The 22,402-nt window shown below is 26.3% G+C and carries 19 protein-coding genes; 4 read left to right on the forward strand and 15 right to left on the reverse strand.

What is annotated here, in order from left to right:
* Window positions 1–9: 9 nt before the first annotated feature.
* The 13 genes from murC to BBP_RS01050 form a co-directional block, all read right to left on the reverse strand.
* Window positions 10–1,470, reverse strand: a complete 1,461-nt coding sequence (gene murC / locus BBP_RS00990) for a UDP-N-acetylmuramate--L-alanine ligase (protein ID WP_011091330.1) — start codon at window positions 1,468–1,470, stop codon at window positions 10–12.
* Window positions 1,471–1,507: 37 nt separating this feature from the next.
* A complete protein-coding gene (murG, locus tag BBP_RS00995) occupies window positions 1,508–2,569 on the reverse strand; it encodes an undecaprenyldiphospho-muramoylpentapeptide beta-N-acetylglucosaminyltransferase (RefSeq protein ID WP_011091331.1) in 1,062 nt (353 codons plus the stop codon).
* Window positions 2,566–3,708, reverse strand: coding sequence for a cell division protein FtsW (ftsW, locus tag BBP_RS01000; RefSeq protein ID WP_011091332.1), 1,143 nt, complete (start codon window positions 3,706–3,708; stop codon window positions 2,566–2,568). The genes murG and ftsW overlap by 4 nt, the downstream gene beginning before the upstream one ends.
* A gap of 54 nt (window positions 3,709–3,762) precedes the next feature.
* On the reverse strand, window positions 3,763–5,091 hold the full coding sequence (gene murD, locus BBP_RS01005) for a UDP-N-acetylmuramoyl-L-alanine--D-glutamate ligase (RefSeq protein ID WP_011091333.1): 1,329 nt from the start codon (window positions 5,089–5,091) through the stop codon (window positions 3,763–3,765).
* Window positions 5,088–6,110 carry a phospho-N-acetylmuramoyl-pentapeptide-transferase gene (mraY, locus tag BBP_RS01010; protein ID WP_011091334.1) on the reverse strand — a complete coding sequence of 341 codons (1,023 nt, stop codon included), beginning with the start codon at window positions 6,108–6,110 and terminating at the stop codon, window positions 5,088–5,090. Before mraY ends, murD begins: the two co-directional genes overlap by 4 nt.
* A gap of 66 nt (window positions 6,111–6,176) precedes the next feature.
* Window positions 6,177–7,559, reverse strand: a complete 1,383-nt coding sequence (gene murF / locus BBP_RS01015) for a UDP-N-acetylmuramoyl-tripeptide--D-alanyl-D-alanine ligase (protein ID WP_011091335.1) — start codon at window positions 7,557–7,559, stop codon at window positions 6,177–6,179.
* A complete protein-coding gene (locus BBP_RS01020; RefSeq protein WP_011091336.1) occupies window positions 7,546–9,072 on the reverse strand; it encodes a UDP-N-acetylmuramoyl-L-alanyl-D-glutamate--2,6-diaminopimelate ligase in 1,527 nt (508 codons plus the stop codon). The genes murF and BBP_RS01020 overlap by 14 nt, the downstream gene beginning before the upstream one ends.
* A gap of 40 nt (window positions 9,073–9,112) precedes the next feature.
* Window positions 9,113–10,843 carry a peptidoglycan synthase FtsI gene (locus BBP_RS01025; RefSeq protein ID WP_011091337.1) on the reverse strand — a complete coding sequence of 577 codons (1,731 nt, stop codon included), beginning with the start codon at window positions 10,841–10,843 and terminating at the stop codon, window positions 9,113–9,115.
* An 82-nt stretch (window positions 10,844–10,925) separates the two neighbouring features.
* A complete protein-coding gene (locus BBP_RS01030) occupies window positions 10,926–11,177 on the reverse strand; it encodes a cell division protein FtsL (protein WP_011091338.1) in 252 nt (83 codons plus the stop codon).
* On the reverse strand, window positions 11,170–12,117 hold the full coding sequence (rsmH, locus tag BBP_RS01035) for a 16S rRNA (cytosine(1402)-N(4))-methyltransferase RsmH (protein WP_011091339.1): 948 nt from the start codon (window positions 12,115–12,117) through the stop codon (window positions 11,170–11,172). Before rsmH ends, BBP_RS01030 begins: the two co-directional genes overlap by 8 nt.
* 93 nt (window positions 12,118–12,210) lie before the next feature.
* Entirely contained in the window at window positions 12,211–12,690 is a 480-nt protein-coding gene (ilvN, locus tag BBP_RS01040) for an acetolactate synthase small subunit (protein ID WP_011091340.1), read from the reverse strand.
* Window positions 12,687–14,417, reverse strand: a complete 1,731-nt coding sequence (gene ilvB, locus BBP_RS01045) for a biosynthetic-type acetolactate synthase large subunit (RefSeq protein ID WP_011091341.1) — start codon at window positions 14,415–14,417, stop codon at window positions 12,687–12,689. The genes ilvN and ilvB overlap by 4 nt, the downstream gene beginning before the upstream one ends.
* Window positions 14,418–14,707: 290 nt before the next feature.
* On the reverse strand, window positions 14,708–15,733 hold the full coding sequence (locus BBP_RS01050) for an FAD:protein FMN transferase (RefSeq protein ID WP_011091342.1): 1,026 nt from the start codon (window positions 15,731–15,733) through the stop codon (window positions 14,708–14,710).
* A 500-nt stretch (window positions 15,734–16,233) separates the two neighbouring features.
* On the opposite strand from BBP_RS01050, the gene BBP_RS01055 reads away from it, so the two are divergent.
* Window positions 16,234–17,631, forward strand: a complete 1,398-nt coding sequence (locus tag BBP_RS01055; protein WP_011091343.1) for a Do family serine endopeptidase — start codon at window positions 16,234–16,236, stop codon at window positions 17,629–17,631.
* A 130-nt stretch (window positions 17,632–17,761) separates the two neighbouring features.
* Here the strand turns inward: BBP_RS01055 and dapD are convergent, their stop codons facing one another.
* Both dapD and map read right to left on the reverse strand, forming a co-directional pair.
* Complete coding sequence (dapD, locus tag BBP_RS01060; RefSeq protein WP_011091344.1) at window positions 17,762–18,586, reverse strand: 2,3,4,5-tetrahydropyridine-2,6-dicarboxylate N-succinyltransferase; 825 nt, start codon at window positions 18,584–18,586, stop codon at window positions 17,762–17,764.
* 77 nt (window positions 18,587–18,663) lie between these two features.
* Window positions 18,664–19,464 (reverse strand): type I methionyl aminopeptidase, encoded by an 801-nt coding sequence (gene map, locus BBP_RS01065; protein WP_011091345.1) that lies wholly within the window; start codon window positions 19,462–19,464, stop codon window positions 18,664–18,666.
* 353 nt (window positions 19,465–19,817) lie between these two features.
* Between map and rpsB the strand changes: the two genes are divergently transcribed.
* The 3 genes from rpsB (at window position 19,818) to pyrH (ending at window position 22,266) form a co-directional block, all read left to right on the forward strand.
* Complete coding sequence (rpsB, locus tag BBP_RS01070) at window positions 19,818–20,504, forward strand: 30S ribosomal protein S2 (protein ID WP_011091346.1); 687 nt, start codon at window positions 19,818–19,820, stop codon at window positions 20,502–20,504.
* A gap of 86 nt (window positions 20,505–20,590) precedes the next feature.
* Window positions 20,591–21,391, forward strand: a complete 801-nt coding sequence (gene tsf, locus BBP_RS01075) for a translation elongation factor Ts (RefSeq protein WP_011091347.1) — start codon at window positions 20,591–20,593, stop codon at window positions 21,389–21,391.
* 146 nt (window positions 21,392–21,537) lie between these two features.
* Window positions 21,538–22,266 carry a UMP kinase gene (gene pyrH, locus BBP_RS01080; RefSeq protein WP_011091348.1) on the forward strand — a complete coding sequence of 243 codons (729 nt, stop codon included), beginning with the start codon at window positions 21,538–21,540 and terminating at the stop codon, window positions 22,264–22,266.
* Window positions 22,267–22,402 lie beyond the last annotated feature (136 nt).

Consider the following 22,402-nt stretch of genomic DNA (forward strand, 5'->3'; position numbering starts at 1 on the left):
ATTGTCATTTTAATTCTTATATTGTTTTAGCTTTTTGATAAAAAACGTTTTTACGATATTATCTACGTTTCCAGCACCTTGAACTAGTATTAGATTACTGTCAGATAATTTTGACATTATATTTAAAAACAATTTGTTTAGATCTAAAATTAATGTTACAAAATTTTTTTTGTTTTTTTTGATCGTTTTATATAGAGACGTACTATCAGCTCCTGGAATTATAGCTTCATTAGCAGCATATACTTCTAGTATAAATAATTCATCTACATTGGAAAGTGTTTTGCTAAATGAGAACAAAAAATTTTTTGTTCGAGTATATCGATGGGGTTGAAAAATCATTAATAATTTTTTTTTAGGCCATCCAAATCTAGCAGTATGTATACTTTCCAAAATTTCGGTTGGGTGATGTCCATAATCATTAATTAACATAATTTCTTTTTTTCTATGTGATTTAGAATTTATTGTAAATGTTTTGGATAATTCAAATCTTCGTTGAACTCCCTGAAAATTTTTTAATGACTGTATAATGTTTTTGTCATCTATATTTTCTTGTGTAGCTACACAAATTGCTGCAGTTGCATTTAATGCGTTATGGCGACCTGGAAGATTTAGTGTAACATTGAGTGTAGGTTTGTTAACTCTGATTACAATAAAACGACTAGTAAATTTTTTTTGAACATATCGATCAATTCTTACATCAGCATTTGAGCTAAATCCATAAGTAATAATATTTCGTTTAATGTATGGGAGTATTGTTTGTACAGCATGATTATCTATGCACATAATTGCAGTTCCATAAAATGGAAGATTGTGAATAAATTTTATAAATGCTAGTTTAAGGTTATGAAAACTCCCATTATACGTTTCAATATGATCTTTTTCGATGTTAGTTAGTATGATAGTAATTGGCTTTAAATGTAAAAAGGATGCATCACTTTCATCAGCTTCGACTATGCAATAAAAAGGGTTTTTTCCTATTTTTATATTACTATTGATTGATTTTAAGTATCCTCCGTTAATAAGAGTCGGACTTAAATTACTATCTTCGAATATGCTAAATATTATTGCAGTTGTAGAAGTTTTTCCATGTGTTCCAGAAATTGCTATATTATATTTGTAGCGAATGATTTCAGCAATCATTTCTGCGCGTGAAATTACAGGAATATTTAGTTTTTTAGCTTTAATTATTTCTGGATTATTACATGAAATAGCACTAGAAATAACTATTACATCAGAACGGTTAATATTTTTTTCGGTGTGTTTAAAAAATATTTTTGCGCCTAATTTAGATAATTGTTGTGTGATATTATTGGAAACTATGTCTGAACCACTAATGTTGTATCCTGATTTTAATAGTATTTCAGCAATACCACCCATACTACATCCTCCAATACCAATAAAATGAATATTTTTAATATCGTTCATTTTAATAATAGATATTGTATTTATATTTTTTTTTTTGTTATTCATCTTAAAATAGTATTTTATTCATTGGTTTAGACAAAAATTAATGAGTTATATTTTCGATTATTTTAGTGATAGTTTTTATAGAATTTAGTTTATAACTAGAACGTAATTTTTTAGCCATAACAATTAATTTTTGTCTGTTTAAATTTTTTAAAAGAGTGATTATAACATTAACATTAAATCTTTCTTGCATAATTATTTTAGCACCTCCAATCATTTTTAATGGGTATGCATTCCAGTATTGGTGTTGATCTTTATGTGGAAAGGGTACGAATATAGCAGGTAATCCAATGTATTGTATTTCACTGACTGTTAATGCTCCTGCGCGGCATATTATTAAATCAGCCCAAAAATATGCTTTAGATATATTTTTAATAAAGGGAGTAATTTTGTATATAGCTAAATTATTGTGTATGTCATATAGTTTATGTATTATATTAATGTTTTTTTTTCCGATTTGATGCCATAGCTTTATTTTATTTTTTAGTACCAAGGCTACTTTAGGAAAACAAAAATTAAATATTTGTGTTCCCTGGCTACCTCCTACAACTAGTATTCTTAGTGGTCCTGATCTATTTTCAAAACGATCCCAAGATTTTTTTAGATTAGTAATAGAAGTTCGAAGTGGATTTCCAACTGTAATTGATTTAGAAGTTAATATGGTATTAGCAAATGCTTGCATATTAATAGTTGTGAATTTAGATAACAATTTATTAGCTAATCCTGCAATTTTATTTTGTTCATGTATAATTAGTGGTTTTTTGTATAGGTAAGAAATTATACCTCCTGGAACGGAAACATATCCTCCCATTCCTAGAATAATATCTGGATTAATATTTTCTATAATTTTTTTTGCTTGGTAACAAGCTATTATTAGTTTGAATGGTATAGCCATTAGTTCAAATAGGTTTTTTCCTCTTACCCCGCTAATATTAATATATTTTATAGTAATACCATATTTTGGAACTATTTTACTTTCTATATTTTTGGAAGTTCCTAACCAAAAAACTTTCCATCCTTTATTTATTAGAGATTTTGCAATTTCTAATCCAGGGAATATATGTCCACATGTACCCCCTGCCATGATAATTATTTTTTTCATATATCTGTCTTATAAAAAGCCTGTATGTTTTTCATGCGTAGTTCGAAATCTATACGTATAAGTATGATAATAGCAATAGAAACAATTATTAAACTTGATCCTCCATAACTAATTAGTGGTAGTGTTAAGCCTTTTGTAGGTAACAACCCAATAGTTGTTCCAACATTAATTAGAGTTTGAAAAATTAGCCATAAACCAATTGAGAAAGCAAAATATCCAGAAAAAAAAATTTTATTTTTTAGTGCAATTTTACCAATTTTAAAAGCTCTAAAAGAAATGAAAAATATCATAAATAATATAGTGCAGGCTCCAATATATCCTAACTCTTCTCCTATTATGGCAAATATAAAATCTGTATGTGCTTCAGGCAAATATTCTAATTTTTGTATTGAATGTCCTAGTCCCATTCCAAATATATTTCCTCGCCCTAATGCCATTAATGATTGAGTAAGTTGATAACCTTTTCCAAAGGGATCATTCCACGGATTCCAAAACGACATAATGCGTTCAAAACGATAAGGTGATTTTATTATTAAAACTGTAGTTGTTACTACAATAATCAGTATTGTTGGAATAAATTTTTGAATTTTAGTACCAGAAATAAACAATAATGATAGAGTTGTTAATAAGATTACTATTGTAGTTCCTAAATCGGGCTCTACTAATAGTAATATCAATGGAAAAGATATTATTATTATAGGTTTTAAAAATCCCCCAAAATTGTTTACTATTTCAGAATTTTTTTGAGATAGATAATTTGATAAGTAGCAGAACATTGCTAATTTGGATAATTCAGATGGTTGCATACTTACATAACTTATTGTTATCCATCTTAAAGAGCCGTGAATTGAGTTTCCGATTATCAAAACTAGTAATAATGTACTTATAGAAATTAATAATATTATTTTGTTATTTTTTTGCCAAAAAGAAATGGGCACATCTAAGAATATTTTAAATATAAAAAATAATATTACTAAATATAAAATTTGTTTTTTAGTAAAAAATAGCATGTCATGATAAATACGGTAAGCAATAGGTATAGATGAAGAAGTAACCATAGTTACACCTATTAGCAATAGGCATAGTGTACACCATAAAAGTTTTTCATCATATAGCTTAATATTAAGTTTAGTTTTCATACTTAAAAGTTAACTCAAATATTTTTAATATTTATGTATAAAATTGTACTGATTTTAGTGTATTAGTTCTTGGATTAATTTTACAAAAGTATTACCTCTTTCTTCAAATCCAGAAAATTGATCTAAGCTACTACAAGCAGGAGATAATAATACTACGTCGCCTGGTTGTACTTGTACTGAGATATGTTGCATAACTTCTTGCAATGTTTCGAAAATTTTAGATTTATGGGGATATAGATTAAATAATTCTTTTTTGTCTTTTCCATAACAATAGATAACTATTGCATTGTTTTTTAATATAGGTTTTAGTAAATTTAAATTTGATGACTTTTTATCTCCTCCCAATATTAGTCTAATTTTTCCTTTGGTATTTATACTTTGTATTGCAGACTTTGTACTTGCGATATTAGTAGATTTAGAATCGTTAATCCACGTAATATTATTGTTTTTATATACTTTTTGACATCGGTGTGGTAACCCTAAAAAATTTTTTAATATACGGACACTTATTTTAAAACTTATTTTTAGTTCATGTACTATAGCTAATGCAGATAGCATATTTATGTAATTATGTCTTCCTGATAGTTTTAATTTTTTAGTATTTATTAGTTTTAGTGATTTATAACACAACCACGTATTAGTATAAGTATGACTAAGATGATAATCACCTGAATGAACACCAAATGAAATGCATTTCGTGAGTTGAGCTTGTCTATTAATTGTAACAGGGTTATCCACGTTAATTATACATATCTTAGAATTTTTGTAAATTTTTTGTTTAGCTTTTTCATATTCTTTTATATCTGAAGAATATCTATTAAGATGATCTGGAGTTATATTTAATATAGTTGCAATGTATGCTTTTAAACTAAATGTTCTTTCTAATTGAAAACTAGATAATTCTAGTATGAAAAAGTGAGCGAATTTGTTAACAATGTTTAATGCTGGTATTCCTATATTTCCTCCTATATAGGTTGTAAACCCTGCTTTTTGTATTATTTCCTTTACTATTTTAGTAACTGAGCTTTTTCCATTTGATCCAGTAATAGCAATTATTGGAACTTTAGTTTCTTGCACAAATAGTTCGATATCTCCAATTATTTCAATATTTTTTTTGGTAGCGAATTTTAAAGCTGGATGTGAAGGTGTTATTCCTGGACTAACAATAATAAGATTTGATTGGAGTATCCATGAGTAATTTACAGATCCAGTATGATAACATATATTTTTAAATTTTATGATTTTTTCTATATGTTTAGGACGTTTATCAGTGTCCATAATTTTAGGGTAAATTCCTTTAGATAAAAAAAAATTTAAACAAGAAATTCCTGTTAATCCCATTCCGAATATAAGAATTTTTTTATGCAAATAATTACGAGTCATTGATGAACCTTTAACATTAGTAGTCCTAGTAACATTAATATAAATGAAATAATCCAAAATCTAATAATTAATCGTGTTTCGGGACAACCATTTAATTCATAATGATGATGAATAGGTGTCATTTTAAAAAGTTTTTTTTTAGTTATTTTATAATATAGTACTTGGATAATTACTGATAAAGTTTCAATTACAAATAACCCGCCTACAATTATTAGTAATATTTCTTGTCTTAAGAGTACTGAAATAATACCGATAGTTCCACCTAAAGATAGAGAACCTACGTCACCCATGAATATTTGTGCTGGGTAAGTATTGAACCATAAAAATCCTAATGAAGATCCTATAATAGCAGCACAAATAATTGTTAGTTCGTTAGAATAAGGTATGTAAATAGTATTAAAATAGTAAGATAAATTTACATTTCCGCTAATAAAAGATATGATTGATAAGTTAGTTGTAACGAAAATAATGGGAACAATAGCTAATCCGTCTAAACCATCTGTTAGATTAACAGCATTGCTTGTACCAATTATTGCAAAGTATGATATTAATATGCATATCATTTTAGTATTAAAAATAATATTTTTTGAAAAAGGAACAATTAGTTTTATTGTAGAGTGATCGTTAATTATGTAATATATTAAAAAAATTATAATACAAGCTAAAATAGATAGAAGGGAAAATTTATGCAAGGACGACAAACCTTTAGAATTTTTATAATATATTTTCATATTGTCATCTATAAATCCTATTATTCCATAACCTATTAATATTGTTAGAGTTAACCAAACATAAGGATTAGATAATTTAGTCCAAATAATAGTTGATATGATAATTGAAAATATTATTAATATACCTCCCATAGTTGGTGTATTTTTTTTATTAAAATGAGATTTGGGTCCGAAATTCCGAATTATTTGTTGTATTTTGTATTTATTTAGCCAATTTATTAAATGTGGCCCGAATATTAACATTAATAACAATGATGTAAAAAAACTAAGTATAAAACGAATAATCATATGTATTACTAATTTTATTTAGAGAGTGATGTTAAATTTCATAAATGTTGATCAATATTATTAAGATCAAGCTTTATGATATTCTTTTATTAATTGTTCTACTATTACGTCTAATTTTTCGCTTCTTGATGCTTTTACTAAAATGGTTATAATCTTTTTATTTAGTAATTTATTTTTTAGATTTTTTAATAATTCGTCTGAATTGTAGAAATGATGTCCTTTTTTGCTGGCGATACTAATTTCTTTACTCAATTTACCAATACTAAAAACTTCATTAATATTAGAGTTATAGATAGTATTTCCTATGATTTTATGATATAAAACATCATTTTTTCCAAGTTCTAACATATCTCCTGCAACAAATAACTTATAACCTGATATGTTTTCTAAAATTTTTATAGCTACTATCATAGATGCGGTGTTTGCATTATACGTATCGTTAATAATAGTTTTATATTTATTTAATCGTATGATTTGTAGTCTGTTTTTAAGTATAGGTAAGCTTGATAAACCAATTTTAATAATTTCTAATGGTATGTTAATAGATATTGCGATAGTTGCTGCAGCTAAAGCATTAGAAATATTGTGATATCCTAAGAGTGGTAGGGTAACATATATTTCTCCATTGGGGGAATGTATTTTAAATTTCGACCCTTGATTACTAGTTGTTATATTGCTAGCAAAAATAGTACTATTTTTTTTTATTGAAAAATTAATAATTTTTTGTGTTAATAAGTTTTTTTTCCATTTAGACCAATAATTACTGTCTTTATTATAAATAGCTATGCCATTTTTTCTTAATCCTAAAAAAATTTCTTGTTTCGCTTGGGCAACCCCGAATAAAGACTTAAATCCTGCTAAGTGTGAATGATATATGTTGTTTATTAACGCAATATTGGGTTTGGTTATTTTAGTTGTATATTCTATGTCTTTTGGATAATTAGCACCTAATTCCAGGATTGCATATTTATGAGACTTATTTAAATTTAATAATGTTAATGGGACTCCAATATTATTATTAAGATTTTGAAATGTAGATATTGTATTTCCACAGTTTTTTAAAATAGATGATGTCATTTCTTTAACAGAAGTTTTTCCTGAAGATCCAGTAATTGCAATTACAGTAGCATTAGTTTGATCTCGTATCCAGGATGCAATTTTTCCTAAAGCTATAGTTGTATTCTGAACTATTATTTGAGGTATTACATTTTTTGGATAACATTGTTTTTCTAGTAATAATGCAGCAGCTCCCTTAGAAATAGCTTCATTAACGAACATATGAGCATCAAAGTTTTTTCCAATTAATGCGATAAATAAGCATTTTGGAGTAATTTTTCGCGTGTCAGTAGTTATCGAGTGTATACTAATAGAGTGTAATGTTGCATAATTAGAGCAATATAAAATTCCGTTGGTAATTGATGTTAATTTTATTAAGTTAATTGAAATCATAGTTTTTTTTATTTAATAATTTTTTTATTATTTTGTGATCAGAAAAATGATAATATTTATTATTTATAATTTGATATTTTTCGTGACCCTTTCCTGCAACTACTATTATATCTTCTTTATCTGCATTATTGACAGCAAATTTTATTGCATGTTCTCTATTTGGAATAATGCGTATTTTATTTTTAAATTTACATCCTGAAAGTATGTTTTTAATAATTTTTAGAGGATGTTCGTTTCTAGGATTGTCATTTGTTAGTATAACTTGATCAGACATTTTTTCAGCAATTGAACCCATATATGGTCGCTTTGTTTTATCTCTATCTCCCCCGCATCCAAAAATGCACCATATTTTTTTTTTATTAAATATTTCTTTTAATGTGCTTAACAAGTTTTTTAATCCATTTGTATTATGTGCATAATCTATAATAACTTTTGGTTTGTTAACAATATGGATATGTTCCATTCTTCCAGATATTGTTTTTATGTATTTGCAAACTTTAACCAAATCGGTTATAGGATAGTTCAATTCTAACAAGGTTGCTAGAGCTAATAAAATATTAATAACGTTAAAATGTCCTATTAACGTGCTATTTAATATTCCATGACCCCAACTAGAATTAAAATGAATATTAGTACAATTTTGTTTTTGTATAATTTTATTTGCATGTATCCATTTTTTTGGCGATATAGAATTAAAGTTTTGGTCTTTGGTGGTAATGGTGATTACATTTTTGTGATTTAGTTTTTTGATCCAAGTTTTTGCTATTAAATCATCTGCATTAATAATTAATGTATTAATGTTATATTTAAAGAAAAATGCTTTTTTTGCATTTATGTAGTTATCCATAGTACGATGATAGTCGAGATGTTCTGGTGTAATATTTGTTAATATTGCTATTTTAAACGGAAGTTGTTCAATTCTGTGTTGGACTATTCCATGAGAAGATATTTCTATAGCGAATGTTTTAATATTTTGTTTTAGCATATGATATAGAAATTGATGTATATTTGCTGATGATTCTGTGGTATTGTCAGTTTTCTTTAAATTGTTATTTATGCCATGTCCTAAAGTTCCCATAATTCCTATTTTAACATTTAATAAATTAGCCCATTGAGACACGATGTGCGTGGTAGTACTTTTTCCATTCGTTCCAGTAATTCCTATCAGTGTAAAATTATTTTCAAAATGGTAATACTTTTTTAATATTTGAGGTAAATTTTTAGATAATTTAAAAAAATAAATTATTGGGACATGGTTTATAATTTTCTTTAATGTTCCGTTTTTAAATTTTTGTTTTGTATCGTAAAGTATTATTTTTGCACCATTTTTTATTGCATGAATCATGTGTTTATTTGTTTCATTAATATTTTTTTTTTTTAATACGCAAAATAAGTACCCAGGTTTAACTAAACGACTGTCTGATTGAATTCCTGAAATTGTATACGAATATGATAATTTTATCCAAGATGATAATAATTGTTGTAAATTATTGTTTTTTATAAGTATTGTCATAAGATTAAATAACTAGTTATAATGTGTTTTTAATGTATTATTATAGATAAGCATCAGGTTTTATGTTTTTTATTTTTAATATTTTTTGCATAATTGTTTTAAATATTGGAGCTGCAATTTCACCTCCATAATATTTGTTCGATTTTGGTTCGTTTATCATTATCATAAGACAGAATGTAGGATTGCTAACAGGTGCAAATCCGACAATGTAGGAAACGTATTTATTATCATATTTCCCTTTTGAATTTATTTTTTTAGCAGTCCCAGTTTTAACTGCTATTCGATATCCCTTTATAGCTGCTTTAAATCCAGCTCCACCAGGTTTAGCGACTTCTTCTAACATATTTATAACAGTTTTAATGATTTTTTTAGAAAAAACTTGTTTGCTAAAAATATCATTTTTTAAATTAGTGTCATTTTTAACTATTATAGATAATGGTTTAGATAGTCCATATCTTCCAATAGTTGTATATATTCTTGCTAATTGTAGCGGGGTTGCCATTAATCCATATCCAAAAGATAACGTAACTTTGTCTAGATCAGACCAATGTTTTTTATTAGTATTTAAAACTCCATTGCGTTCACCAATTAGTCCTAAATTAGTGGATTTCCCAAGTTCAAATTTAGAATAAATATCAATTAATTCAGATATTGGAATAGATAATGCTAATCGTGATACACCTGTATTACTTGATTTCTTTAGAATATCGGAAGCTGTTAATGCGTGATGATATGATACATCATGTATTATGTGTTTGTTTACTACTAATGAAGATGTATTAATTACAGTTTCAGGAGTAATTATCTTTTTTTCAAGTGCTTTCATAATGATCATAGGTTTAACAGTAGATCCTAATTCAAAAATATCAGTAATTGCCTTATTTCTAATTAGCGGATTATTTTTAAATAATTCGCTAGAGTTGTTTGGATCATATGAAGGTGTATTTACCATAGACAAAATTTCTCCTGTTGGGATATTTACTAAGATAGCTACCCCGAATTTTGCTTTATTTGACATGACAGCTTGATTTAGTATATGGTATATAAACTTTTGAAAGCTGCAGTCTATACTTAATATTATGTCGTGTGATTGAATTTTATTCACTAAATTGTGTTGTTCTATAATTCTTCCGTATCTGTCTGTTATAATTTGTTTTTTTCCTGGTTTTCCCATTAACAGTTTATTAAAACTTTTTTCTACTCCTTCAATACCTTCATTATCGATGTTAGTAAATCCGATAAGTTGTGATGTTAGTTTTCCAAATGGATAAAATCGTTTGAAATCATCTAGTATATATATTCCTGGGATATGAAGTTGACTGATGTATTCAGAAATTTCTGGGTTAACCTTGTGAGCTAGATATATAAAATGATTGTTTTTAGAATATTTAATTCGATAAAATATTTCGCTTAGAGGGATAGACAAAACTGTTGATAACATTTTCCATTTTAAATTAGGATATATATGTGTTTGTTTAGAAAATAGTAGTTTTGGATCTATACAAATATTTTTTACGGGTATGTTAATTGCTAATGGATATCCCAATCTATCTGTAATATTTCCACGTTGATTAAATTCAATTTGCGTTCTTAAAGAACGTAAATTGCTTTTATATATTAATTTTTTCGAAACAATAATTTGTAAAAAAGTTATTCGTGATAATACTAGAATAATAGTTATAATAATTAAACTCAGCAATATAGTAATTCTGTTATTAAAAGTTTCATTTTTGATATGAATATTTTTTTTGTTTTGAAAAAAGTATTTCATTTATATAAGACATTCCTTATAAGTTTTGTTTATGATTATTTTAAAATAAGTATTTTATAGGGAATGAAGATCATATTTATATTTAAGTATCTATTTTTTCATGTTTAAACTTCAAACGCGATGTTGATATATATTTTTCTAGATTTAATGGCATCTGTTTTTTTTTAATAATATCTAGTTCTTCTTGTTGGGAAGTTAATAGACGAGTTTTATGTATTATTGTGATTATTAGCAGTGCTGATATAAATATCATAAAAATAAGTATCAGTTGTGTTTTGTAAAATGATATTAAATCGTTAAAAATTATTTTTGATAAATTGTAGTTTTTATTCATTATTATTTTTTTGAGCTACTCTTAGTATAGCGCTATGTGCTCGAGGATTTTTGCGAATTTCTATGGTACTAGGAAAAATTTTAGTTATAATCTTTAACTGCTTATTAGCTAAAGATTTTAACTGTGTTTCTGTTATTGCTAGTCCTGGAGGAACAAAGGGTGGTTTGCTATATTTTATCATAAATTTTTTAACAGTTCGGTCTTCTAGTGAATGAAAACTTAAAATTAATAGTTTTCCACCAGGAATTAATATGTTTAAAACATGTTCTAATGCTTGTTGTAATTCATATATTTCATGGTTGATATATATTCTAATAGCTTGAAACACTCTTCGAGCAGGGTGTTTTCTATATTTTTTAATGGGTATGCTATTGGTAATTATTTTAGACAGTTCTAAAGTCCTGGTAATAGTTTTTTTTTTGTTATAAGCAATAATGTTATACGCAATTTTTTTTGAAAAAGGTTCTTCTCCGTATTTTTTTAATACGTGATATAATGTTGTTAAATTAGTTTTTTTTAACCACATATATGCTGGAATACCTGTATTTGGATTCATTCTCATATCTAAAGGTCCATCTGAAATGAATGAAAATCCCCTATTAGGATTATTGATTTGCATAGATGACATTCCTAAATCTAACAATATTCCATTGACTTTACCTCGTATTTTATTTTTATTAGAATATTTTAATATATTAGAAAATTTTCCATGAATTATATTAAATCGAGTATCGTTCTTTAATTTATTAGCTATTTTTATGGCGTATGGATCTTGATCAATGCTATATAATTTTCCATTTTTTCCTAAATGTTTTAAAATTTCTTTGGAATGACCGCCATATCCGAATGTAGCATCAATATATATTCCATCATTTTTTATATCTAAATTTTGAATTGTTTCGTTTAGTAGTACAGGAGTATGTGAAAAGTTGTTTTTCATGATTAACTTTTGTGTGCTTAATTTGTTATTTTTTATTTTGATTGAATCTATAATCATTAGTTTGATTATTATTAAATAAGATATTAAAATATTCTAATTTTTATAAATGCTTATTATTCCAGAACGAGAAATTTCAATTATATTTGTTAGTTTTTTCATAATTTCTATGTATGTATCTAGATTTTTGTTAGTACCTGACAGTTGTATAATCGAAATATTAGACGTAGCGCTAATAATATATCCTCGAAATGCGTTTGTAATATCTTGTACTTTTCGATATTGATCATATGTATTGTTTATTTTTATCAACATAATTTCTCTTTTAAAATGTTCTTCGTCTTCTATTTCCGTTACCTTTAATACATCAATCAATTTGTGCAGCTGTTTTCCAATTTGTTCGATAACCTTTTTATCTCCAAAAGTTTGTATTGTAATTTTAGAAATTGATAAATCTTCTGTAGGTGCGACTGTTATGCTTTCTATGTTATATCCTCTTTGTGAAAATAGACCTACAACTCGTGATAAAGCTCCAGATTCATTTTCTAATAGAATAGATAAAATACGATGTTTCATAAAGACGTATGCTCCGTTGTTCGTAATATCATTTCATTCATGCCGCCACTTCGAATTTGCATAGGGTAAACATGCTCTTCAGGATCTATAGTAATGTCTACAAAAACTAAATTTCCTTGGTCTAATTTTAATAATGCTAACTTTAGTTTTTTTTCTAAGTCTTCAGGATTATGAATAGAAATCCCTATGTGACCATAAGATTCAGCTAATTTTATAAAATTAGGTAATGATTTCATATATGAATGAGAATGTCTACCCGAATATATAATATCTTGCCATTGTTTAACCATTCCTAGAGAGCGATTGTTTAAGTTAAGTATTAATATTGAAAGTTTATACTGCATTGCTGTAGATAATTCTTGAATATTCATTTGAATGCTTCCGTCACCTGTGATGCAAAGCACAGTTTCTTTTGGTAATGCTAATTTTACTCCTAGAGCTGCTGGTAAGCCATATCCCATAGTCCCTAGTCCTCCTGAATTCACCCATCTCCTTGGCTTATTAAATGAATAGTATAGTGCTGTAAACATTTGATGTTGGCCTACGTCTGATGTTACGAATGCGTTCCCGTTGGTTAATGCGGATATTATTTCAATAACATTTTGAGGTTTTATTTTTTTGCTTTTTCGATCGTATTCTAGGCTATTTTTAGATTTCCAACAATTTATTTGTTTCCACCAATGTTCTAAGTTATAAATATTTTTTTTAGAAAATTGATTTTTTAATAAATTTAATATTTGTTTTAAAACGTTACGAGCGTGTCCTACTATGGGAATATGTGCAGAAATAGTTTTAGATATTGATGTTGGATCAATGTCAATGTGTATGATTGTAGCGTTTGGACAATATTTATCTACATTATTAGTTGTTCTATCATCAAATCTTACTCCGATAGCTAATATTACATCTGCGTTGTGTATAGCCATATTAGCTTCGTAAGTACCATGCATTCCTAACATTTTAAGATTTTGGGGATGGTTCTGAGGTAAAGCTCCTAATGCCATTAGAGAAGTAGTTACTGGAATATTTAGTGTTTCAGCTAAAAGTTTTAGTTCCTTATGACTATTGGAAGTTATTATCCCGCCTCCAATGTAAATTATTGGTTGTTTTGCTTTTATTAAAATATGTAAAGCTTTTTTAATTTGGCCTTGATGACCTTGTAAAACTGGACTATATGATCTAATACTGATTAGTTTTGGCCAAATGTATGGTTTTTTTATTAGTGGGTTAAGAATATCTTTAGGAAGATCAATGACAATAGGGCCAGGGCGTCCACTAGATGCTAACCAGAATGCTTTTTTGAAAATTTTAGGAATATCTTCAGTATTTTTTACTAAAAAACTGTGCTTTACTATTGGTCTAGATATACCGATCATGTCACATTCTTGAAAAGCATCATATCCGATTAGTGATGAGGCTACTTGTCCAGATATTACAACTAGTGGTATAGAATCCATATACGCAGTGGCAATTCCTGTAATAGAATTAGTTGCACCAGGTCCAGAAGTTACTAATACTACTCCTATTTTTCCAGTAGCACGCGCATATCCATCTGCCATATGAGTAGCGCTCTGTTCGTGTCTGACTAAAATATGTTTAATTCCATGCATTTGTTTTAAAGAATCATATATGTCTAAAACTGCTCCTCCTGGATATCCGAATATATATTTAATACCTTGATCAATAAGTGATCTGATTACCATATCAGATCCTGATAACATTTTCATTTTTTCCCCGGGTTAATGATTAAATTTGAAATTTTATTTCATATTTTTGATTAAAAGTTTAAAAAAGAATTTAAAGTTATAACGTATGTAGAAGTTTATATTAATTTTACATTTTTTAAAATATTTCTTACTTAATAAATTATTAAATAATAAAATATTTATATTTAAATATAAATTTGTATATGTATTCTCATTTTTAAATACATTTAAAATGTATGTATAACAATTATTATTTTTTGAACTATATGTAATTTTTAATATTAAAATTATATTAAACGTGATTATGTATTTTATTTAATTAAAAATTTTTTAAATTGTGGAGAAGTCCATGTAAATAGAGTGGATTTATTTTTTTTAATCAAACATACTGCTAATTTCTCTTGAATAGATATTTTTTTTGCTTGGCGAAATCCTAATAGAATTAATCCTGTATCCCATGCGTCTGATTTTAATGCTGATTTTGAAATTACAGTTACTGAAACTAGATCAGTGTTGGCAGGGTTACCTGTGATAGGATTAATTATATGAATAATTTTTTTATGTAGCGTATAATAATTTCTATATGTTCCCGAAGTACTTACAGCATTATTTTTTAAAGATATTAGACAATGGATTTCATTATCTGTTTCTGTTGGTTTTTGAATGGCAATAATTTTATTTTGTGAATTTTTAGGTGATGTATGAGTGACTACTGTACCTCCTATAGAAATATAGTAATCATTTATTCCTTCATCATCAAGTATCCTTTTTAAATTGTCTGCAGCAAATCCTTCTCCTAAAGTTGATAAATTAATTTGTAACTTCGGTATATCTTTTTGTAAATAATATTGCTGTTTATTTATAAGAAGTTTTATGTGATTTAGTCCTGTTAACATTTGAGCTAATTTTATTGTTTTTTTAGAAGGAATACTATGTTTTCGAGATGTAGGTCCAAAACCCCAGATATTTATTAGTGTTCCTGAAGTAATATCTAATAAATTATTTGTTTTCTTTCCAACTAATAAACCTATTGAAATAAGTTTAGCTAAATTTTTATTTATTTTTTGAGGTTTAGTGGTAAAATTTTTATTAAAATTTGAAATATCAGAGTTTTTATTCCATGAAGAGATTTGATTATTGTCATAACATAATTGTTTTTCTATTTTTTTTTTTAAATTATAATATGTTAAATGACGATTATTTATGATTTTAACTTTCCACGTTGTTCCCATTGTATACCCGCATAAAAATACAGTTTCATATTTTTTTTGTACTTTATTAATTTGTATAGATATTATTAAAAAGTATAAAATACATATATTTATTACATATGCCATTAGAGTTGTCCTTTAATGTAGACAAAGATCTTTCGCTATTTTATGCTTCAATTATTTTAATAAATTAAGTTGTATTAAATAAAAAGTACATCTACTTATATAAAAAATAAGGATAAGTAGTTTATTTAATTTTTAAACGTATTTTTTAATGTTATATAAAATTTTTAAAAGAATTAAATTTTTAAAATATTTGTTTTAGATGATTAAATGTACAAATTTTAGTAAAATATTTATTTTAAGACGTTTTTATATTACTTAATTTATGTATTTTTTAAAATATTTAGTTTAATTTAATTAATTAAAATGAATTGTTGGAAATATATTTAATACGTTAAAAAATTAATTTAATTTCTTATTTGAATAGATTGTAGTATTTAAAGTATTTAGTGTTATAAATTAATATAGATGAAGTTTTTATTTTTAGTAAGTATTATGTATTTAGTAATAATTTTGTTGATCATAATTCTTGTTAATATTAATTTCATTTATGAGAACAATACATGAAAAAAATAACCATGATCTTCAATACAGTATTAATATTTCTAGTTTTTTTATTAATTTCTGGTTTTTCTTGGCATAAGTCAGAAATTCCTACTCAAGAAAAGTTTTTTGAATCAAAATCTTTTAGTTTGTCTACAGTTTTGGAAAAAGTAATACCGTCAGTAGTGAGTATTACTGTTGAAGGTAATGTAACACAATCTACTAGAATTCCTCGTCAATTCCAGTCGTCTTTTAATAAAAAAGTTTTAGATTGTTTCGGGATTTCACGATGTATGACTCGTCAGGGAAAATTTCATGCGTTAGGATCAGGAGTGATTTTAGATTCTAAAAATGGATATATAGTAACTAATAGTCATGTTGTAGATCGTGCAAACAAAATTCAAGTTCAGTTAAGTAATGGTTGTAAGCACGAAGCAGTAGTAATTGGAAAAGATGCACGTTTTGACATTGCTATAATTAAATTAAAAAAAGTAAAAAATCTTCATGAAATTAAAATGTCTAATTCAGATATATTAAAAGTGGGTGACTATGTTATTGCTATTGGAAATCCTTATGGTTTAGGAGAAACAGTTACATCAGGCATAATTTCTGCTTTACATCGCAGCGGATTAAATATTGAAAATTATGAAAATTTTATTCAAACTGATGCTGCAATCAATCGAGGAAATTCTGGTGGTGCTTTAGTTAATTTAAAAGGTGAATTAATTGGAATTAATACTGCTATTTTGACTCCTGACGGTGGAAATATTGGCATTGGTTTTGCAATTCCTATCAATATGGTAAATAATTTGACTACGCAAATTCTTGAATATGGACAAGTCAAACAAAATGAACTAGGTATTGTAGGTATGGAATTAAATTCTGATTTAGCTAAAGTATTGAAAATTAATGTTCACAGAGGTGCGTTTATTAGTCAAGTGTTATCCAAGTCTCCTGCTGATGTGTCTGGAATTAAACCTGGTGATGTTATAATATTATTGAATAGAAAACCAATTGCTAGTTTTGCTACTTTACGTGCTGAAATAGCATCATTTCCGATAAAGACAAAAATAGAGTTAGGAATACTAAGAAATAAAAAAGTTAAATTTATTATTGTAGAACTTAAGCAAAAAATTCAAAGCAAAATTGATTCTTCTGTTTTATGTAAATTAATTTCGGGTGCTAGTTTAAGTAATTTTCGTATTCATGGACAGAATAAAGGTATTTGCGTTAATTACGTAAATAATGGAACGCCAGCTTATCGAACAGGACTAAGAAAAAATGATATTATTTTTGAAGTCAATAAATATCAAGTGTCGTCTTTAAGTAATTTTCAAAAAGTGCTTAAAACTAAACCTTTAATATTAGTTTTGCATGTTAAACGTGGGAATGATGTTTTATATCTTGTCACGCATTAAAAATAATAATTTAACTGGTTATATTTTTAACCTACCTAGATAAATGATAAAATATTTTTTTAGGTAGGAATTAATACTAGAAATATATTTTTTATAATATAATCGCATTAAGGTTTAGCTTAAGAGTGTGCTACTCAGTTATTTCTCTTAATAATTTGTTAATACCAGTTTTACTTAGAGTTTGTGCGTTAACTTGTTTAACAATGACAACGCAATAGAGATTGCAGTTATTTTTGCTAGGTAAACTACCTGGTACTACCACTGATCCAGAAGGAACTTTTCCATAAAGTATTTTTTTATTATTTCTATCATATATTTTTGTACTTTGCCCAATAAATACTCCCATAGAAATAACGGAATTAGATTCAATAATAACACCTTCTACGATTTCGGATCTAGCACCGATAAAACAATTATCTTCTATAATTGTAGGATTATTTTGTAATGGTTCTAAAACTCCTCCAATACCTACTCCTCCAGATAAGTGGACGTTTTTTCCTATTTGTGCGCAGGAACCTACTGTTGCCCATGTATCTATCATTGTTCCTTCATCTATATACGCTCCTGTGTTTACATAACATGGCATCAAAATTGTATTTTTTCCAATAAAAGCACCATGTCGAACAGTAGCTGGAGGAACTATTCTTATTTTTTCATTTTTGAATTTTTCTTCAGTGTAATTACAATACTTCAACTTTATTTTATCATAAAAACATGTTTGTTTATTTGAAAACAAAACGTTTTTATTAACTAAAAATGACAATAAAATTGCTTTTTTGAGCCATTGATGCGTAATCCAAAATCCATTTATTTTTTCTGAAACTCTGAGTTTTCCTATGTTTAACATGTGTAAAACTTGATTTATAGCATCTGTAGTTTTTTGATCAACATTGTGTTGATGGATGTTTAGCTTATTATCAAATGTTTTATTAATTATATTTTTTAAAGTATGCATATGTTGATTTAAGTTCCATTTACATTAATTGTAACAAAAATTTTTATTAGTTGGAGTGTTAAACATATTAATTTTGATTAAGTAAGATTTTTTAATATTCGTGAAATTTGTTCTCCTTTTTGTAACGTTAATATTTCGCATCCCTCTTCATTTACTAAAATGGTATGCTCATATTGAGCGGATAAACTTTTATCTTTAGTTTTTACTGTCCATCCGTCGTTTGTACATTGTACTTCGCAGCTTCCAGAATTAATCATAGGTTCTACGGTAAATGTCATACCTGATTGCAATATCGTAGTGTTACTTTTATAGTAGTTGTGATGTAAAATTTGAGGAGGTTCATGAAAACTTCTACCAATCCCATGTCCGCAATATTCTTTTACTATAGAAAAATTTTGTTTTTTTACATAATTTTGTATAACTTTTCCTAATTTTTGCAAATTTATTCCTGGTCTTATTGTATATAATGCTAAATATAAGCTTTTTTTAGCGACATAGCATAATTTTTTTCCTAATTCGGTAGGTTTTCCTACAAAAAACATTTTTGATGCGTCACTATAGTATTTATCCTTTAAAATTGCAACATCAATATTGATGATATCGCCGTTCTTTAATATACTATTTTTATTAGGAATTCCATGGCATACAATATCATTGATAGAAGTACATATAGATTTTGGAAATCCTTGATATCCTAAACATGCAGGTTTTGCATGTTGTTTATATGTTATGTAATTATGACAAATGTTGTTTAATTCTTCTGTTGTAATTCCAGGTACAATATATTCTTTAATCATATCTAAAACGTCAGCAACTAATTTTCCTACTAATCGCATTTTATTAATTTCATTAATGTTTTTTATAAAAATACAAGTCATAATTTTCTCAGATAATGTGTATTAAACACTTTTTTGAATACTAATTTAAAAACAATTTTTCATAAATAATTTAACATAATATATTACTATAATGAATAATTTTTTATATTAGCAAACAGTGTGTAAATAACAATAATCATTTGTTTAATTATTAAATTTATAGTGTTTTTCTTTATTAATTTAAAAATGTTTGGTTTTATAGCATATAAAATGTATGTTAGTATGATTTTATAATTTAATAAATTAAAATATTATTGCTAATACAAAAGTTTTACGTAACAAATGTTTGAATAAATTGTTTAAAAATATTAGCTCGAATTTTTCATTATTTATATTTTGAGGTATTTATATTTATGATGGTATCAATGAGAGATATGTTAAATGCAGGTGTTCATTTTGGTCATCAAACTCGTTATTGGAATCCTAAAATGAAGCCGTTTATTTTTGGATCAAAAAATAAAGTACATATTATTAATTTAGAAAAGACAATGACGATGTTTAATTTTGCGTTGTTCGAATTAAAAAAAATTTCATTGCGAAAAGGTAAGATTTTATTTGTAGGAACTAAACAATCGGCTAGTAAAATAATAAAAGAATCAGCTATTTTATGTAAACAGTTTTATGTTAATCATCGTTGGTTAGGTGGTATGTTAACTAATTGGAAAACTGTTCGTCAATCTATAAAACGTTTAAAGGATTTAGAATCACAATCACAAGATGGAACTTTTAATAAATTAACAAAGAAAGAAGTGTTATTGCGTATGCGCGAATTGTCAAAATTAGAAAATAGTTTAGGTGGAATTAAGGAAATGGGTAGTTTGCCAGATGCATTATTTGTAGTTGATGCTGATCATGAACATATAGCTATTCGTGAAGCTAATAATTTAGGTATTTCTGTATTTTCAATAGTTGATACTAATTCTGATCCTGATGGAGTTGACTTTATTATTCCTGGTAATGATGATGCAATTCGAGCAGTTAATTTATATTTAAATGCTGTTTCTAAAGTTATTAAAAAAAATGTTAAAAATGAAAAATAAAAAATTAATAATTTTTAAAATTCTTTAATTCAAGTATAAAAATTAAAGTATTTAGATATTTAAATAAAAGTATTTTGAGGATAGTGATGACAAATATATCAGCGTTTCTTGTTAAAAAATTAAGAGCTCGAACTGGGGTAGGAATAATGGATTGTAAGCGAGCATTAATGTGTATGAAAGGAGATATAGATAAATCAGTTGATTTTTTGAGAAAAATGGGTCAGATAAAAGCAGAAAAAAAACAATTTTTATTAACGCAAAATGGGTCAATTTTTATTAGTTTTGATCATAATCTCGGTGTAATGTTAGAATTAAGTAGTGAAACTGATTTCGTTTCGAAACATAAAGATTTTTTGTGTTTAGGTGAAAAAATTTTAGATTATGTTTTAACGCATCCGATGGAAAGTATAGAATTTATTAGGAAACATTTCGAAGATTTGAGAACTAGTTTAGTAATGCAGGTCAATGAAAATATTGTGATTCGAAGAATACAAACTTTAAATAAAAAATATATTACAGGTTACTTACATGGGCGACGTATTGGAGTATTAGTACAAACTAGTTCTATTAATAATCATTTAGCGAAAGAAATAGCGATGCATATTGCTGCTAGTAATCCTAAATATTTGCGGTCAGATCTTGTTCCTAAGTCTATTATGGAACGTGAATATGAAATTCAGTTAGAACTAGCAATGCAATCTAAAAAATCTAAACCTATTTTAGAAAAAATAATTAAAGGCAGAATGATAAAATTTGCTAACGAAATTTCTTTATTGGGACAAAATTTTATTTTTGATCCGCATAGAAAAGTTTCTGAAGTTATTTTAAAAAATAATATTGACGTTATTTCGTTTGTTAGATATGAAGTTGGAGAAAAATATATATAAAATTTTTATTGATTTGAGAACCGCCATAAGGGCGGTTGTATTAAATATTTAGTTTTAAATAATTCAATATTCTTGGTTAGATTAGTGTACGTAAATACTTTACATCTAAAATTTTAAAGTTATTCATAAATAATGAGTTATTAAAAATGATATTTTCTAATAATAAAAAATTGAAATTTAAACGTGTTATAATAAAATTAAGTGGTGAAGCATTACAAGGTGTTCATAAATTTGGTATAGACATTATAGAATTAAATCGTATAGCGAAAGAGATAAAAGCAATTTTTGATTTAGGTGTTCAAATAGGAATTGTAATTGGTGGAGGTAATATATTTAGAGGTAAAAAATTAGCAAAATTTGGTATTAATAAAGTAATTTCAGATTATGTTGGTATGTTGTCTACCATTATGAATGGATTATTACTTTGTGATAGTATGGATTTAGTTCATCTTAGTTCATGTTTAATGTCTTCGATTTGTATTGATAAAATCTGTGAACAATATAGTTTTAAAAAAGCTTTATCTTTATTGCGAAGAAATAAAGTTGTAGTTTTTTCTGGAGGACTAGGGAATCCATTTTTCACGACAGATTCGGCAGCATGTTTGCGCGCAATTGAAATGAGAGCTGATATTGTTTTAAAAGGAACTAAAGTAAATGGAGTTTATTCTAGTGATCCAAAAAAATCTTCGAACTCTATATTATATAAAAACATTTCGTATAATGAAGTATTACAAAAAGAACTTAAAGTAATGGATTTAGCTGCATTCGCGTTAGCACGAGATCATAAATTACCTATTTGTATTTTTAATATCAACAAACCTAATGCGTTGTATTATATAGTTACAGGTCAGAAGGAAGGTACTTTAATAAGGTAATAAAATAAAGCACTAACTTTTATTTATGTAAATATGCATTAATAAAATATAATTTTTATAGACGATTTAGTTTTTTAAAGAAATAATTAAAATTTATGTTTACATTTTATGTAAATTTTTAGAAGGTTATATATTT

Source organism: Buchnera aphidicola str. Bp (Baizongia pistaciae) (assembly GCF_000007725.1).
GTDB lineage: Bacteria > Pseudomonadota > Gammaproteobacteria > Enterobacterales > Enterobacteriaceae > Buchnera_B > Buchnera_B aphidicola_H.

Excerpts from the sequence above, each read along its gene's own strand:
- murF (WP_011091335.1), bottom strand. The coding sequence starts at position 7,559 with ATGATTTCAATTAACTTAATAAAATTAACATCAATTACCAACGGAATT.
- rsmH (WP_011091339.1), bottom strand. The coding sequence starts at position 12,117 with ATGAAAAACAACTTTTCACATACTCCTGTACTACTAAACGAAACAATT.
- ilvN (WP_011091340.1), bottom strand. The coding sequence starts at position 12,690 with ATGAAACATCGTATTTTATCTATTCTATTAGAAAATGAATCTGGAGCT.
- BBP_RS01020 (WP_011091336.1), bottom strand. The coding sequence starts at position 9,072 with ATGACAATACTTATAAAAAACAATAATTTACAACAATTATTATCATCT.
- tsf (WP_011091347.1), top strand. The coding sequence starts at position 20,591 with ATGACAAATATATCAGCGTTTCTTGTTAAAAAATTAAGAGCTCGAACT.
- BBP_RS01050 (WP_011091342.1), bottom strand. The coding sequence starts at position 15,733 with ATGGCATATGTAATAAATATATGTATTTTATACTTTTTAATAATATCT.
- murD (WP_011091333.1), bottom strand. The coding sequence starts at position 5,091 with ATGACTCGTAATTATTTGCATAAAAAAATTCTTATATTCGGAATGGGA.
- rpsB (WP_011091346.1), top strand. The coding sequence starts at position 19,818 with ATGATGGTATCAATGAGAGATATGTTAAATGCAGGTGTTCATTTTGGT.
- murC (WP_011091330.1), bottom strand. The coding sequence starts at position 1,470 with ATGAATAACAAAAAAAAAAATATAAATACAATATCTATTATTAAAATG.
- dapD (WP_011091344.1), bottom strand. The coding sequence starts at position 18,586 with ATGCATACTTTAAAAAATATAATTAATAAAACATTTGATAATAAGCTA.
- murG (WP_011091331.1), bottom strand. The coding sequence starts at position 2,569 with ATGAAAAAAATAATTATCATGGCAGGGGGTACATGTGGACATATATTC.
- map (WP_011091345.1), bottom strand. The coding sequence starts at position 19,464 with ATGACTTGTATTTTTATAAAAAACATTAATGAAATTAATAAAATGCGA.
- mraY (WP_011091334.1), bottom strand. The coding sequence starts at position 6,110 with ATGATTATTCGTTTTATACTTAGTTTTTTTACATCATTGTTATTAATG.
- ftsW (WP_011091332.1), bottom strand. The coding sequence starts at position 3,708 with ATGAAAACTAAACTTAATATTAAGCTATATGATGAAAAACTTTTATGG.
- pyrH (WP_011091348.1), top strand. The coding sequence starts at position 21,538 with ATGATATTTTCTAATAATAAAAAATTGAAATTTAAACGTGTTATAATA.
- BBP_RS01030 (WP_011091338.1), bottom strand. The coding sequence starts at position 11,177 with ATGAATAAAAACTACAATTTATCAAAAATAATTTTTAACGATTTAATA.
- ilvB (WP_011091341.1), bottom strand. The coding sequence starts at position 14,417 with ATGAAAATGTTATCAGGATCTGATATGGTAATCAGATCACTTATTGAT.
- BBP_RS01055 (WP_011091343.1), top strand. The coding sequence starts at position 16,234 with ATGAAAAAAATAACCATGATCTTCAATACAGTATTAATATTTCTAGTT.
- BBP_RS01025 (WP_011091337.1), bottom strand. The coding sequence starts at position 10,843 with ATGAAATACTTTTTTCAAAACAAAAAAAATATTCATATCAAAAATGAA.